14 protein-coding genes are annotated in these 13792 nt (G+C 68.0%); 7 read left to right on the top strand and 7 right to left on the bottom strand.

The features are described from left to right. Nucleotides 1–39 precede the first annotated feature (39 nt). Nucleotides 40–1863: an alpha-amylase family glycosyl hydrolase gene (locus tag ACOGI8_RS03760; protein WP_419855558.1), complete on the bottom strand. Its 1824-nt coding sequence runs from the start codon at nt 1861–1863 to the stop codon at nt 40–42. Nucleotides 1864–1986: 123 nt separating this feature from the next. Between ACOGI8_RS03760 and ACOGI8_RS03755 the strand changes: the two genes are divergently transcribed. The 6 genes from ACOGI8_RS03755 to ACOGI8_RS03730 all read left to right on the top strand — a co-directional run bounded on the left by ACOGI8_RS03755 (nt 1987) and on the right by ACOGI8_RS03730 (nt 10219). Further along, a complete protein-coding gene (locus tag ACOGI8_RS03755) occupies nt 1987–3930 on the top strand; it encodes a primary-amine oxidase (protein ID WP_419855557.1) in 1944 nt (647 codons plus the stop codon). 25 nt (nt 3931–3955) lie between these two features. Beyond that, nucleotides 3956–5239 carry an acyl-CoA dehydrogenase family protein gene (locus ACOGI8_RS03750; protein ID WP_419855556.1) on the top strand — a complete coding sequence of 428 codons (1284 nt, stop codon included), beginning with the start codon at nt 3956–3958 and terminating at the stop codon, nt 5237–5239. Between the two features lie 110 nt (nt 5240–5349). Then, nucleotides 5350–6444 (top strand): BMP family ABC transporter substrate-binding protein, encoded by a 1095-nt coding sequence (locus ACOGI8_RS03745; protein ID WP_419855555.1) that lies wholly within the window; start codon nt 5350–5352, stop codon nt 6442–6444. 28 nt (nt 6445–6472) lie between these two features. After that, complete coding sequence (locus ACOGI8_RS03740; RefSeq protein ID WP_419855554.1) at nt 6473–8035, top strand: ABC transporter ATP-binding protein; 1563 nt, start codon at nt 6473–6475, stop codon at nt 8033–8035. Further along, entirely contained in the window at nt 8032–9270 is a 1239-nt protein-coding gene (locus ACOGI8_RS03735; RefSeq protein WP_419855553.1) for an ABC transporter permease, read from the top strand. Before ACOGI8_RS03740 ends, ACOGI8_RS03735 begins: the two co-directional genes overlap by 4 nt. Further along, nucleotides 9263–10219 (top strand): ABC transporter permease, encoded by a 957-nt coding sequence (locus ACOGI8_RS03730; protein WP_419855552.1) that lies wholly within the window; start codon nt 9263–9265, stop codon nt 10217–10219. Before ACOGI8_RS03735 ends, ACOGI8_RS03730 begins: the two co-directional genes overlap by 8 nt. A gap of 47 nt (nt 10220–10266) precedes the next feature. Here the strand turns inward: ACOGI8_RS03730 and ACOGI8_RS03725 are convergent, their stop codons facing one another. The 4 genes from ACOGI8_RS03725 to ACOGI8_RS03710 all read right to left on the bottom strand — a co-directional run bounded on the left by ACOGI8_RS03725 (nt 10267) and on the right by ACOGI8_RS03710 (nt 12536). After that, nucleotides 10267–10464, bottom strand: coding sequence for a cold shock domain-containing protein (locus ACOGI8_RS03725; protein WP_419855551.1), 198 nt, complete (start codon nt 10462–10464; stop codon nt 10267–10269). Between the two features lie 65 nt (nt 10465–10529). Beyond that, nucleotides 10530–11513: an alpha/beta fold hydrolase gene (locus ACOGI8_RS03720; RefSeq protein ID WP_419855550.1), complete on the bottom strand. Its 984-nt coding sequence runs from the start codon at nt 11511–11513 to the stop codon at nt 10530–10532. 72 nt (nt 11514–11585) lie between these two features. Continuing rightward, entirely contained in the window at nt 11586–11981 is a 396-nt protein-coding gene (locus ACOGI8_RS03715) for a hypothetical protein (protein WP_419855549.1), read from the bottom strand. Between the two features lie 3 nt (nt 11982–11984). Then, nucleotides 11985–12536, bottom strand: coding sequence for a hypothetical protein (locus ACOGI8_RS03710; protein WP_419855548.1), 552 nt, complete (start codon nt 12534–12536; stop codon nt 11985–11987). A 240-nt stretch (nt 12537–12776) separates the two neighbouring features. Between ACOGI8_RS03710 and ACOGI8_RS03705 the strand changes: the two genes are divergently transcribed. Then, nucleotides 12777–13199, top strand: coding sequence for a globin (locus tag ACOGI8_RS03705; protein ID WP_419856358.1), 423 nt, complete (start codon nt 12777–12779; stop codon nt 13197–13199). A gap of 1 nt (nt 13200) precedes the next feature. Here the strand turns inward: ACOGI8_RS03705 and ACOGI8_RS03700 are convergent, their stop codons facing one another. Both ACOGI8_RS03700 and ACOGI8_RS03695 read right to left on the bottom strand, forming a co-directional pair. Next, nucleotides 13201–13545 carry a type II toxin-antitoxin system PemK/MazF family toxin gene (locus ACOGI8_RS03700; RefSeq protein ID WP_419855547.1) on the bottom strand — a complete coding sequence of 115 codons (345 nt, stop codon included), beginning with the start codon at nt 13543–13545 and terminating at the stop codon, nt 13201–13203. After that, nucleotides 13542–13736 (bottom strand): hypothetical protein, encoded by a 195-nt coding sequence (locus tag ACOGI8_RS03695; protein WP_419855546.1) that lies wholly within the window; start codon nt 13734–13736, stop codon nt 13542–13544. Before ACOGI8_RS03695 ends, ACOGI8_RS03700 begins: the two co-directional genes overlap by 4 nt. Nucleotides 13737–13792 lie beyond the last annotated feature (56 nt).

Genomic DNA, 13792 nt, shown 5'->3' with positions numbered 1-13792 from the left:
GCAGCGGCGAGCCCTGCCGGGCGGCTCGATGGCGAAGAGCTACAGGTTCGTCGGCCGGTGCGCGTGCGCGGGCTCCCGACGCTCGGATTCCAGGCACAGCCACATCGTCTGTCCGGCCGCCAGATCCACACGGTCCGACGGACCGTGCAGCGCACCGTCCAGCAGGTCCACGCAGCCAGCCTCGCCGAAGCGCCTGCCTGCGCTACCCGCCGGGCAGAGCGACGACAGCGCCTCGAGATCAACGGTGAGATGGGTGTGACCGACATTGGTCACCGACACCACCGTCTGGCCGCTCTGTGCGTCGCCGCGCATCACGCCCAGTGCCTGCGGCCCCAGGTCCAGCGACACCTGCGGGCTGTCGGGGTGAAAGGCCGGTTGCGCACGACGGATGAGCATGCGGTGCACGAGCTCCACCAGGGTTCTGCGCCGGATCCCGTCCTGCGCGCCGAGCAAGTCGACGGCCTCGTCCAGGGTGACCTTGCGCCGGTTGATCGTGCGCTTGTTCTGCTCCACCGGGGGCAGGCCGTGTTCGGTGACGATGCGCGGCGGCTCGCTGATCGGCGTCCAGTAGCTGGGGGTGCCCAGCAGTGCGTGCACATACAGGGCGGGAACGCCGGCGAGGCTCAGCATGATCGTGTGCGCGGCAAGGAATTGCGCCACGCCCAGCGGGTCTCCATCGCCGGCAAAAAGGTCCCACAGCGAGACGTTCAGTTCGTACGCCTTGGGTCCCGCAGGCGTGTCGAACTCCGAATGCGTGCCGCCCGCGCTGTGCGCCGCGGCGATGAGCCGGTTGATCTCGGCGACGCTCAGCAGCCCCTCCACCGGGCGCAGCCCGATGCCGTCGTGGCTGGCGATGAAGTTGAAGAACGACGTTCCCGCAGGCGGCGTCTCGAGCTTGCCCAGCCATTGCTGCATCGCCACTGACGAGCCCGACAGCATCGTGTGAGCCACCAGCGGCGGCAGGCTGAAGTTGTAGACGAGGTGGGCTTCGTCGCCCTCGCCCCAATACGCCACGTTCTGGTCGTGCGGCACGTTGGTCTCGGTAATGATGACCGAGTCGGGACAGCGTGCGTCCAGCAGCGTCCGCAGCAGCTTCACGAACTCGTGGGTCTGCGGCAGATTCACACACGAGGTGCCGAGCTCCTTCCACAGGTAGGCGATGGCATCGAGCCGGAACCACCGCACGCCCGCATCCACGAGGCGGGCCACCGTGCGCAGCAAATCAAGCAGGACCTCAGGCTCAGCGAAGTCCAGATCGATCTGGTCGAAGCTGAATGTGCACCACAGCAGCCGAGGGCCGTCAGGGGTCTCGATCTCGCGCAGCAGCGGCGTCGTGCGGGGACGCACCACGCTCGACAGGTCGTCTTCGGGTTCGGCGGTGAGCAGGAAGCGGCTGCCCGGCTCGTGCCCGTTGCAGAACTGGGACATCCACGGGTGATCGGCGCTGACGTGGTTCACGACCAGATCGGCCATGACCGTGTAGGTCTCGGCGAGGCCGGTGATGTCGTCCCAGGAGCCCAGCCGCGGGTCCACCGCACGGTGGTCGGTGATGGCGAAGCCGCCGTCAGAGCTCGCCGGGTAGAAGGGCAGCACATGCACGACCGACACGACGTCGCCCGTCAGGTCGTCGAGCAGGTCGTGCATCGTCTGCATCGGCACCTTGCCCGCTTCGGTGATCGAGTCTGCGTAGGTGATCACCGCCACGTCGTGCTCATCCCAGCGCGGGCCGCCCGCGGCAGCGCCCTCAGTGCCGTCGATCCCGAGCGTCGAGAGCACCTCGTCGACGAGGCGATCAGTGCTCAACCTCGGGTAGATGAACTGGAGGTGCTGCTCGACCCGGCTGCGGAGATCCCCCTCGGTCACGACGTGCGGACCCCAATCATCAGACCGGTCACTGGCCAATCGGGTGCGAAACCGTACTGAGCGAGATTAGTGACGAACATCGCGCCGACCGCGTATACGCGGCGAACCGCGTAGCGTGAGGCCATGGCCGACACATTGCTGGAAACACCGGTCGAGGGAGCGGACACGCCCTCGGTTCACCCGCTGTCGATGATGACCGAAGCGGAGGCCCACGCCGCCATCGAGGTGTTGCGTCGCAGCGGGCGCATCGGCGCGGATGCGCGCTTTCACGGCTTCTGCATCTGGGAACCGCCCAAGGCCGAAGTGGCGGGGTGGACGCCCGGCACTGCCACCGACCGGCGATTCGAGGTGGTGATACACGAGCACGGCGAAGTGCACGTCGCCGTGGTGTCGGTGACCCGCGGCGAGGTGGACTCGTGGACGCATCATCCCGGCGTAGTGCCTCGGGTGGGCATGGCGGAGCTGTTCGCCGTGATGGACGCCTGCCGGAAGGACCCGGGGTTTGCCGCTGCGCTGGCCAAGCGCGGCATCACGGATCCATCGCAGGTGCAGATCGACCCCTGGCCCACCGGCGACTACGACTTCGACTTCGAGATCGGCCGGCGCGTGCAGCGCTGCATCGCCTTCTGGCGCCCCAACCCCGCCGACAACGGCTACGCCTACCCGCTCGACGGCTTGATGGTGCATATCGACGTCGACACCCTCGAAGTGCTGCACGTCACCGATTTCGACCAATGGCCGGTGGCCTCCGAGCGCGGCAACTACGACGTCGACGCCGTCACCGAGGACTTCGGGCCGATGCGCACCGATCTGCGGCCGATCGAGATCACCCAGCCCGAGGGCACCAGCTTCACGCTCGACGACAACGAGCTGTGCTGGCAGAAGTGGTCGATGCGTGTCGTCATGGACGACACCGAGGGCCTGGTGCTGCACCAGATCGCCTACAACGACGGGGGCCGGGTGCGGCCGATCATCGACCGGGCATCGCTGGCCGAGATGGTCGTTCCCTACGGCGACACCCGGCCGTCGCAGACGTTCAAGCACGCGCTCGACTCGGGCGAGTTCGGCCTCGGCCTCATGAACAACTCGCTGCAGCTCGGCTGCGACTGCCTAGGCGAGATCGTCTACCTCGACTCGACGCAGGTGTTCGACGACGGCTCGGTGGTGACGACGCCGAACGCCATCTGCATCCACGAGGAGGACTTCGGCATCGGCTGGAAGCACTTCGACTGGCATGCCGACACCAGCGAGGTGCGCCGCTCCCGCCGCCTGGTGGTGAGCGCCATCCACACCGTCGGCAACTACGAGTACGGGTTCTTCTGGTACTTCTACCTCGACGGCACGATCCGCTACGAGGTGAAGCTGACCGGCATCCTCACGACGCGGTCCCACCGCGAGGGCGACGACCTGACGTTCGCCCGCCAGGTGGCGCCGCACGTGTCAGCCCCGATCCACCAGCACATCTTCTGCGTGCGGCTGGACATGGCTATCGACGGCCATGCCAACAGCGTCGTGGAGGTCAACACCGAGGCACTGCCGCCGGGACCAGACAACCCGTATGGCACCGCATTCGCTGCCCGAGAAACCGTGCTCGGGAGCGAGCTGGCAGCCCGCCGCAACACCAACTCGGCGTCGAGCCGGTACTGGCGGATCCAGAGCTCCGATCACATCAACCGGTTGGGGCATCCGACCGCCTTCCGGTTGCTGCCGCCGCCCACCGCCACCATGTTTGCTGCAAACGACAGCCCGCATTCGCAGCGTGCCACGTTTGCGCGACACAACTTGTGGGTGTCGCCGACCCGGCCCGACGAGCGCTACGGCGCCGGACGGTTCCCCACACAGCGCAATGCCGGCGACGGCCTGGAGCGCTACACGGCCGGCGATCGGCCGGTGGTCGACACCGACATCACGGTGTGGCACACGTTCGGCATCACCCACGATGCGCGGCCCGAGGATTTCCCGGTGATGCCCACCGAGTACGTCGGCTTCGGGCTGGTGCCCGACGGCTTCTTCGACCGCAACCCGATGCTGGACGTGCCGCCGTCATCCAACGGCCACTGCGCCTGAGGTCACCGCGGCCTACTGTGGCCGGATGGCGGGAGCACCCGAAGCCGACGAGCCCACTCCGACATCCGCAGCGAGCGAACCCGATGATCTCGGGCTGACCGGCCTCGAGCTCGTCGAGCACTTCTCCCCGGCGCCGGCCGAGGGCCTGCGGATAGCACCGTTCCTCGACGCAATCGAGGCGCAGGCGGAAACGGCAGACCAGACCCGGTCGGTGTCGTCGGAAGTCATCGAGGCCATCCGCGGCACCGACTTCATGCGCATGTCGGCCACACGCAACATCGGCGGCGTCGAGGAGTCCATGCTGCACATGGGCCGCGAGCTCGAAGCAGTGGCAGCCCGCTGCCCGAGCCTGGCATGGTGCCTGTGGAACCACCTGTGCGTCTTCCACCTGTTCGTCGGCTCGGTGGGCCCCGAACAGCAGGACTTCCTCACCCACGTCGTGACCAACGGCCAGTGGGTGTCGTTCCCCGGCGGTGCCCGCAGTTCCGTCTACGGCCGGGTGGAGGGCGACCAGGCCATCCTGAACGGCACCGGCCGCTGGGGCACCGGTGCCCGTTACGCCGACTACTGCGGGGTGGCCTTCGCTATCACCGGCGACGACGGCAAGCCGGTGAGGCCGATGGACATCCGCTTCACCATCCTGCCCACCACCACCGAAGGCATGAAGATCGACGCGTCGTGGGACGGCGCTGGGCTGCGGGCATCGGCTACCGACGACGTCCACTACACCGACGTGCCCGTCAACCTCAGCGACTGCGTGGCCTGGTTCGGCGCCAACCGTGCGGAGTCGCTGCGCACCGTGCCGGTGGTGCATCACCGCTACCGCGAGGACTGGGTGGGCATCTCCGACCTGTGGCTCTCGTTCATGGCGGTGGGCCTCGTGCGCCGGGCGCTGGCCGAAGCTGCCGACGCGGCCGGGGGCCGGCGGGTGATCATCGGAGGCAAGATGGTCGATCGGCCCACTGTGCAGGTCAATTTCGGTCGGGCGGCATCGCTGCTGGCAGCCGCCGCCGCGGCAACCGAAGCCGCCTGCAATGAGGTCGACCGCCGCATCGCCGCCGGTGTCGTGCCCGACGAGGCCGACTACCTGCGCCAGATGGCAGTGACGACGATGGCCGTGGAGCAGCTCGACGAGGCCATGTCACTGCTGCACCGCACCCAGGGCGGCACGGCGCTGCGTGAAGGCGGAGCGTTCGACCGCCGCTACCGCGACTTCCGGGCCATGCCGGTGCACATCAACGTGCATCAAGACCGGGTGACCCACCAGCTCGGCCGCCACCTCCTCGGTCTCGAACTCAACCCCTTCTGAACTGGCCAGGGGCGCCTGCGGGCGGTGGCTGCGGGCCCAGATGGGCAAGATTAGGCTCGATAGTTGCCGCTCCGAGATTTGCCTCGCGGGCGTCAACGGAGAGGGAGATCATGCGTTCGAGGACTCTGACACGACTTGCCATTGCGGTGGCCGGCGTCGCTCTGCTGGGAGCGGCGTGCGGCGGCGACAGCAGCGACCCCGAGGACGTCACGGCGGCATTCGTGCTGGTCGGCCCGGTCGGCGACGCCGGCTGGAACTGGGCACACGACCAAGGCCGCCTGTACGCGGAGGACCAGACGGGGGCCGCAACGCTGTTCGTCGAGAGCGTTCCGGAGAACGCCGAGGACTTCAAGGCAGTCGCTGTCGACTTCATCGAGAACGAGGATGCCGACGTCATCTTCGGCACATCGTTCGGCTACATGGACCCGATGCTCGAGCTCGCCGACGAGTACCCCGATGTCGTGTTCGAGCACGCCTCGGGCTTCAAGATGAACGACACCAACTTCGGCAACTTCTTCGGCCGCATGTACCAGCCCCGCTACCTGTCGGGCATGGCGGCCGGCGCGATGACCGAGACCGGGCAACTGGGCTATGTGGCTGCGTTCCCGATCCCCGAGGTGATCCGGGGCATCAACGCCTTCACCCTCGGCGTGCGCGAGACCAACCCGACTGCCGAGGTCCACGTCATCTGGACCTTTACCTGGTTCGACCCGGCGGTTGAGGGCGACTCGGCCAAGGCCTTGCTCGAAGCCGGCGCCGACGTCATCGCCATGCACCAGGACTCGACGGCTGCAGGCGTGGCCGCACAGGACGCCGGTGCCCGCTGGGTTGCCTACAACTCAGACATGCGAGATTTCGCACCTGACGCATTCATCACTGCTCCCGTGTGGAACTGGGGCCCGCGCTACGCCGAGATCATCGAGGCGGTCGCTGCAGGCACCTACGCACCGGGTGCGTACTGGGGCGGCATGGACGACGGCATCGTCGACCTGGCGCCGCTGGCCGATGACGTGCCGGGCGATGTCGCCAGCCAGATCAGCGACGTAGCCGAACAGATCCGAGAAGGCGAGTGGGACGTCTTCACTGGCCCGATCAACGATCAAGACGGCACCGAGCGTGTCGCCGCGGGCGAGACCATGGAGGACGGGCCGATGCTCGGCATGGACTGGTTCGTCGAAGGCGTCGTGGGTGACGCCAGCCCCTGATCCGACTGGCCGATCCGAACTGAAACCGATGCCGGAGCCGGGGGACGCCGCGGTGTCCCCCGGCTCCGGCGACGGTCGCGCCGTCGTCGACCTGCGGGGCATCCGCAAGGAGTTCCCCGGCGTCGTCGCGTGCGATGGCGCGAACCTCACCGTCCGGGCGGGCACGATCCACGCGCTGCTCGGCGAGAACGGTGCCGGCAAGACCTCGCTGGTGAACGTGCTCGGCGGCGTGTACCTGCCCGACGCCGGCGAGATCTGGGTGCACGGTCAGCAGCGTCAATTCCATTCCCCCGCCGATGCGATCGCCGCGGGCATCGGCATGGTCCACCAGGAATTCCGCCTGGTGCCCACGCTCACGGTTTTTGAGAACGTGGTGCTGGGCTCGGCGCCTCGCTATCTGGACACGGGTCAGATCACCGAGCGGGTCGCCCACCTGGCGGCTACCTACTCGCTCCAGACCGACCCGTCCCGGCCGGTGTGGCAGCTGTCGGTCGGCGAGCGCCAGCGAGTCGAGATTCTGAAGGCGCTGTGGCGCGACGCCGACGTGCTGGTGCTGGATGAGCCGACGGCGGTGCTGACTCCTGCCGAGGCAGCCGATCTGGGCCTGACACTGCGCTCCATGGCCGATCAGGGCCGATCGGTGGTCTATATCAGCCACAAGCTGGACGAAGTGCTGTCGGTGTGCGACGAGGCGACCGTGCTGCGCAACGGGGTCACGGTGGCGCGGCCGCGGAGCCTCGCGGGCATCGATCGCTCCGATCTCGCACAGATGATGGTGGGCGAGGCGGCAACCCAGATCCAGCGGCCTGCCGAGAGGCCCAGCGGCGACATTGTGCTGGAGTTGGCCGGCGTCTCGGCTCTGAGCGACCGTGGGCTGCCCGCGCTGCACTCAGTGGACATCGACGTACGCGCCGGCGAGATCGTCGGCGTCGCAGGCGTCTCGGGCAATGGGCAGCGGGAGCTGGCCGAAGCCATCGCCGGCCTGCGCTCGACCACCGCGGGCACCATGCTGCTCGCAGGAGTCGACATCACCGGCTCGTCGCCCCGCGGTCGTTCCCGCGCCGGCCTGGCGTACGTGCCAGAGGATCGGCTCGGCATGGGGCTGGCGCCCACGATGTCGGTCGTCGACAACGCGGTCGTGCGGTCGTACCGGTCGATGCGGCGCCGGATGATGCTCGACCTGCGCCGCTGCGAGGACTTCTGCCGGCGCCTCATCGAGCGCTTCGGCGTGCAGGTAGGACGCATTCACGAACCGGTGAGCGCCCTGTCGGGCGGCAATCTCCAGCGCCTGCTGCTCGGGCGCGAACTGACCGGCGAGCCCAAGATGCTCGTGGCGGCTCAGCCCACCCGCGGCCTCGACGTGGCCGGCATCGCTGCCATCCAGGAGCAGATCGTTGCCCAGCGGGCGGCGGGCGTGGGCGTGCTGCTGATCTCCGAAGACCTCGATGAGCTGCTCGCCCTGTCAGATCGGCTGATCGTTATGTACGAAGGTCAGGTCGCCGCGCTCATGGATCCGACGCAGGTCACCCGGACCGAAGTGGGCGCTGCAATGGCCGGGAGCACCGCCACGGCTTCAGGCGGCACCTCGTGAGCGATCCAGACGCAGCGCCGGAACCGACGCACGCCCCGCTGCACACCGTGTCGCGTGGCCGGGCCCGCTGGCATCGCGGCCTCGTGCGGCCCGTCCTGCAGCGGCGTGCCGATGTCGTGCCTGCCGCCCAGGCTGTCGCCTTCGTCATCGGCATCGCTGTGGCGCTGATCGCAGGGGCACTCCTGCTGCTCGCCGCCGGCAACGACCCAGCCCAGGTGTACGGCCGGATGATCGACTCATCGCTCGGCGGCATCAATTCGATCTCGCGGACTCTGCTGCGGGCGACGCCGCTGGCGCTGGCCGGTCTGGCCGTTGCCGTGGCTGGCTCGATGGGCCTCTGGAACATCGGGGCCGAAGGCCAGATGATGGCCGGCGCAACCGTCGCAGCGGGCTTTGCCATGTCGGCCGGCGACCTGCCGGGGCCCCTCCTCATCTTGCTGATGCTGATCGCAGGTGCAGTGGGCGGCGTCATTCTCATGGTGGGACCGGCGCTGGCGCGTGCCTACCTCGGCGTCAGCGAGATCATCACGACGTTGATGCTCGTCGAGGTCTCGATCCGGGTGGTGGAGTGGCTCGAAACCGGCCCCTGGAAAGACCCCGAGTCACAGGGCTTCGCGCTCATCGAGCCGTTGCCCGACCAAGCGTCGCTGCCGGGCCTGTTCGGTCGCGCCCACGTCGGCGCACTGTTCGCCGTCGCGCTGCTGGTCGCGTTCTGGCTGGCGGTCTCGCGCACGGCCTGGGGATACGAGTTGCGGATGGCGGGTTCGTCGCCGGCCACAGCTCGCTACGCCGGCATCTCGCTGCAACGCAAGGTGCTCGCTGCCCTGCTGCTGTCGGGTGGGCTGGCCGGGCTCGCCGGCGCCATCGAGCTCACCGGAACGGCGACGAGGCTCGATCCTGGCTTGTCCAACGGATATGGCTTCGCCGGGATCATCGTGGCCGCGCTCGCCCTGATGCGACCGTCGGGCGTGGCAGCGGTTGCCTTCGTGTTCGGTGCGGTGCAGGTGGGCGGCCAGTCCATCCAGACGCTCGGTGTCACGAGCTCCATCGCGACGATCCTGCAGGCCATGATTCTCATCGGAGCGCTGGTGGCGGCCGTGCTGCTCAACTACCGCGTCCGCTGGGTACGGCCGGTCGGCCACCCCTCCGACGAAGCCGCACTGCCGGCCGGGCCGGCACCGGGCGGCGCTCCCCCTTCGGGTGGCTCTTCGAATCCGGAGGCATCGGGTGTCTGAGGCGGCCGTTGTCGGGCTGCTCGTGGCGACCGTTCAGTTCGCCACGCTCGTATACCTGGCCGGCCTCGGCGAACTCATCGCCGAGCGCTCCGGCGTGCTGAACCTCGGTGTCGAGGGAATGATGGCGATGGGCGCTGTGAGCGGGTTCATGATGGCGCTCGCCACCGACCGGCCTTGGATCGGATTCGCATTCGCGGCACTCGTCGGCATGGCCGTCGCAGGCGTTCACGCCCTGGTGAGCGTGGTCATGGGCGCCGGTCAGGTGGTGTCCGGCCTGGCGATCACCATCGGCGGGCTCGGGTTCGCCGCCTTCATCGGTCAGGATGCGGTCCGCGAGCGTGCCGACGCCGTGTTCACCGATCTCGGCATCGCCGGACTCGCCGACATCCGCTGGGTCGGCCCGATCCTGTTCAACCAGCCGCCGGTGGTCTATCTGGCGGGCTTGTTGGGCATTGCTGCTTGGTTCGTCCTGAACCGCACCCGGCTGGGTCTCGCGTTGCGAGCGGTCGGCGAATCTGCCTCCACGACAGACTCAGTGGGCCACTCGGTGACCCTCCTGCGCTCCGGGGCGGTGCTGATCGGAGGTGCCTTCGCCGGCGCCGCCGGCGCCTTCCTGTCGCTCTACATGGCCGCCGGTTGGACCGAAGGCCTCATCGCCGGCCGCGGCTGGATCGCGGTGGCGCTGGTCATCTTCGGAGCGTGGCGACCCGGACGCCTGGCCGCCGGCTCATTGCTGTTCGGCTTCACGCTGGCCTTGCAGCCCCGAGTCCAGACGTTCGATCTGTCGATCTTCGGGTTGGAGGTCAACACGATCTCGCCGGCGTTGCTCGGCATCCTGCCGTTCCTGCTGACCGTCGTGGTGCTGATCGCGATCAGCTTCCGGGCCCGGCACCGGCCGAGCCCCGCACCCGCAGCGCTGACTCTGCCCTACCGCCGCGAGGAGCGCTGAAGTCGTCGCTCGGTGAGTCCGGCCACGACGCCGAGGGGTGAGCGGCCCTAGAGGGGCTTGACGTTCTGAGCTTCGTCGCCCTTGCGGCCTGGTCCGATATCGAACTCGACCTCCTGCCCTGCATCCAACGTCCGGTAGTTCTCACCGACGATGTTGGAGAAGTGGACGAAGACGTCATCGGCGCCTTCACGGGAGATAAAGCCGAAGCCCTTCTCGTTGTTGAAGAACTTGACTGTTCCGCGCATGTTGTGCCTCTCGATGCTCGGCCTGGCCGGCTAAGGGCCGCAAGGCTACGGCGGGAAGGCTGCGATCAGGCCGCTGCGTGAGCGCCGGGCACGAATTCGGCCAAGAACTTGAGCGTCGCCTCCACGAAGATGTCGTTGCGGTCGCCGGCCACCATGTGCGCCGCACCGCCCACGTTGGCGTAGTGGGCATGCGGCACCGTCTCGAGGAATGACTGGGCGCCTTCCTCTGACAGCACGTCGCTCATGCCGCCCCGCACCAGCAGGGTTGGCAGCGTCAGCTTCTCGGCGGCGGCCTGCTGGCGGGGGATGCGTTCGGCGAAGCTGCGCGGGCGGTGCATGAAGGCGGGATCCCAGTGCCAGCGGTACCGGCCGTCGGGCCAGAGGCGCACATTCTTGGCGAGCCCGTCCAGGTTCCTGGGGCGCTTGCGGTGCGGCTGGTAGTTCGCAATGGCTTCGGCCACCTCGTCGAGCGATGCGAACCCGTCGGCGCCTTGGGCCATGAAGTCTCGGATCTTGCGCACGCCGGCAGCTTCGATCTGTGGCGCCGTGTCGACGAGCACGAGCGCAAGTGCGTCCACCGCACCCTCGCCGACTGCGGTCAGCGAGGTTCCCCCGCCCATCGAGGCGCCGACCAGCACCGGCCGATCACCGAAGTGCTCCACGACCGCCACCAGGTCGGCCACCGATGCCTCTGTGGTGTAGTCACCGTCGGGTGCCCAGTCCGAGTCGCCATGTCCCCGGGCATCGAGGCACACAGCCCGGTAGCCGCCGTCGGCGAGGGCTTGGCCCGCTCCCTTCCACGCATGGCGTGTCTGGCCGCCGCCATGCTGCAGCAATACCAGCGGCCCGTCGTCGCCGTAGAGGTCGGCGGCGACCGTCACGCCTCCCGACGCTTCGATCATGAGGTCTGGAACGAGCGTGTCGGTGATGCGCTCACCGTGCTCGGAAGGGTGCGAATAGACATCGGCGCCGGCTGGCTCTGACGGCACGAAGTCGGGCGCGTCGGCGTCTGCGGGATCGAACAGCGGCTTGCGCGGTTGGTCAGTCATCTGCGGCCTTTCGTCCGTTCGGGCACCACGCGCGGCATCGCTGGCTGGCCCCGACGCCGGTGCCCGGGTTGCTCAGGTGGTCCGGGCGCGTCCGTCAGCCTTGGCGGCCGCTTGATCGCGCCGGCGTGCCTCACCGGCCGCGGCCAGCGCGGCCCGGTTCGAGTCGTCGACGCGCATGAAGTGATCACGCCAACCGTCGTTGTCGTCGGCGTCCCAGACGAAGGGCGTCTGCACGGTCGTGCGCGGCAGCCACGCGCGCTCCAGCAGGTCGAGCGCGGTGCCCACGATGGCGCGTTGCATGTCGACATCGCCGGGCTTGCCAGTCGGATTCCCCAAGGGGAAGTCGGTGAACACGAAGCGAGCGACGCCGCATTCCTCGACGATGTCGCGGGCGCTTCCGGCAACCACCGTGGGAATGCCGGCTTCTTCCAGATGTCGAGCGATCAGACCGATCGTCTGGTGGCACACCGGTCAGAGCGGTACCAGAAAGGCCACATCCACGCCGTCTTCACGCATCCACTCCTCGATGCGGGGCGAGTCGTTGCGCTGGGTACGGCGATGGCTGTAGTCGGTGGGGATCCCGTAGAAGCGTTCAGACAGGGCACCGATGCGTCCCTCGGCCTCAAACTCGCGCAGCCGGTTGATGGGCAGGTAGGTGTCGAGGTCCTCGGTGTGGGTGTTGTCCTTATCCCAGAAGAGATCGCTGTTGTACAGGCCGTCGAGGGCGTCGTCGCAGCGAGCCGCGTAGGGCTGCTTGGGCCGGGCCACCGGCACTCCCGCGGGCTCGCGGCCCTTCTCAAAGAACGACGTGGTGACCAGCCCGACGGTGCACTCCGACAGCGGCTTCGGCAGCGGAGCGAAGGCCACGTCGTGGCTGTACGCCCATTGGTACGGCTGCGGGTAGCCGTGCGCCGCGTAGTACTCGCGCGACTTGTCGATGTAGCTGAGGTACGACCGGTGCGCCCGCCGCCCATCCGGCTTTCGCCCATTGGTCGTCCGCTGGGGCCGTTCTGTCAACGCCATCGTGTCTCCCGTGCTGGTCGCGCCCCACGACTGTACGCGCCCCGCCCTGCGGGATGCCGGGTGCCACTTGGCTCACGGTTTCACCCCGTGCTTCCCGTTCTTGTTCGCTGTCGCTCGCGGGCCGCTTCGGGCACGGCTTCGCCTCTTAGCCTGAGCGCCGTGACCGAGGACGATGCCGCCACAGCGAGCGAGCCCTCCGTCCCACGCGAAGAAGCCGCTTGGGGTGCCGGTGGCCTGACGCTGGGCGGCAGCCTGGCCGAGGCCGTCGAGCAGCCGCCGACGGTGTTCGCAGCCGTGGGCGGGCAACAATTCTTCGACGATCTGGTGGATCGCTTCTACGACGCAGTCGAGCAGGACGAACTGCTCCGACCGATGTACCCCGCCGACATGGGACCGTCCCGGCACCGACTGGCGGGCTTTCTGGCCCAGTACTGGGGCGGGCCCGCCGACTACAGCGCCGAGCGCGGCCACCCGCGCCTGCGCATGCGACACATGCCCTTCGCCATCGGGCCAGCCGAACGCAATGCCTGGATGCGTCACATGGTTGCCTCGCTCGAAACGGCACGGCTGCCAGACGGGTCGCCGCTCGATCCCGACATCGCTCAGGCCATGTTCGCCCACTTCGACAACGCCGCCACCCACCTCATCAACCAGCCCGGCTGAGTCAGGGAAGGTCGAACAACAGCGCGATGATCTCGCGGATTTGGGCAAGTGCGACGTTGCCTATGTTGCCGCTGCGTTCTTGCACCCGGGACACGGCCACGGACCGCACATGCTGGCATTGGGCAGCCGATCGAGACTCAAGTCCATTGGCAGAGCCCGGATCCAGCTCCACCTCGAGGCTCAAGCCCCGAAGGCGCGTCGTCAGGGGCACGAGTTGAAGCACGCTCGGCGTTGCATCAAGAACGGCTTGGGCGGTGACGACAACCGCAGGTCGGCGAAAGCCCGATTCGTGCCCTGCTGGAACGCCGAGATCTACCTCGACGACATCACCCGAAACGAACGTCATCCGAGATCAGCCTCAAGCCAATCCCGCTCATTGTCAGTGAGTTCCGCACGCAATTCGAGACCCATCCGCTCTTGACGGAGTCGCCTCACCGCCAGCGCCACCGTTTCCCCGATCGTCAAGGACAACGATTGGGCAAGCTGGCAAATGTTCTGGTGCGTGTTCGTGTCGATCCGGACGCTGGTGCTTGCCACGATGGCAGCCTAGTGATGTAGGAGTGCATGCATACAGATGTGCATACACACTCAAG

This window comes from Candidatus Poriferisodalis sp. (assembly GCF_965204195.1).
In the GTDB taxonomy this organism is placed as follows: Bacteria; Actinomycetota; Acidimicrobiia; order Acidimicrobiales; family Poriferisodalaceae; genus Poriferisodalis.
The sequence above is the reverse complement of the archived record's forward strand: the minus strand, read 5'-3'. Positions and strand labels throughout refer to the sequence as shown.

Excerpts from the sequence above, each read along its gene's own strand:
- ACOGI8_RS03740 (WP_419855554.1), top strand. The coding sequence starts at position 6,473 with ATGCCGGAGCCGGGGGACGCCGCGGTGTCCCCCGGCTCCGGCGACGGT.
- ACOGI8_RS03750 (WP_419855556.1), top strand. The coding sequence starts at position 3,956 with ATGGCGGGAGCACCCGAAGCCGACGAGCCCACTCCGACATCCGCAGCG.
- ACOGI8_RS03725 (WP_419855551.1), bottom strand. The coding sequence starts at position 10,464 with ATGCGCGGAACAGTCAAGTTCTTCAACAACGAGAAGGGCTTCGGCTTT.
- ACOGI8_RS03720 (WP_419855550.1), bottom strand. The coding sequence starts at position 11,513 with ATGACTGACCAACCGCGCAAGCCGCTGTTCGATCCCGCAGACGCCGAC.
- ACOGI8_RS03755 (WP_419855557.1), top strand. The coding sequence starts at position 1,987 with ATGGCCGACACATTGCTGGAAACACCGGTCGAGGGAGCGGACACGCCC.
- ACOGI8_RS03745 (WP_419855555.1), top strand. The coding sequence starts at position 5,350 with ATGCGTTCGAGGACTCTGACACGACTTGCCATTGCGGTGGCCGGCGTC.
- ACOGI8_RS03700 (WP_419855547.1), bottom strand. The coding sequence starts at position 13,545 with ATGACGTTCGTTTCGGGTGATGTCGTCGAGGTAGATCTCGGCGTTCCA.
- ACOGI8_RS03710 (WP_419855548.1), bottom strand. The coding sequence starts at position 12,536 with ATGGCGTTGACAGAACGGCCCCAGCGGACGACCAATGGGCGAAAGCCG.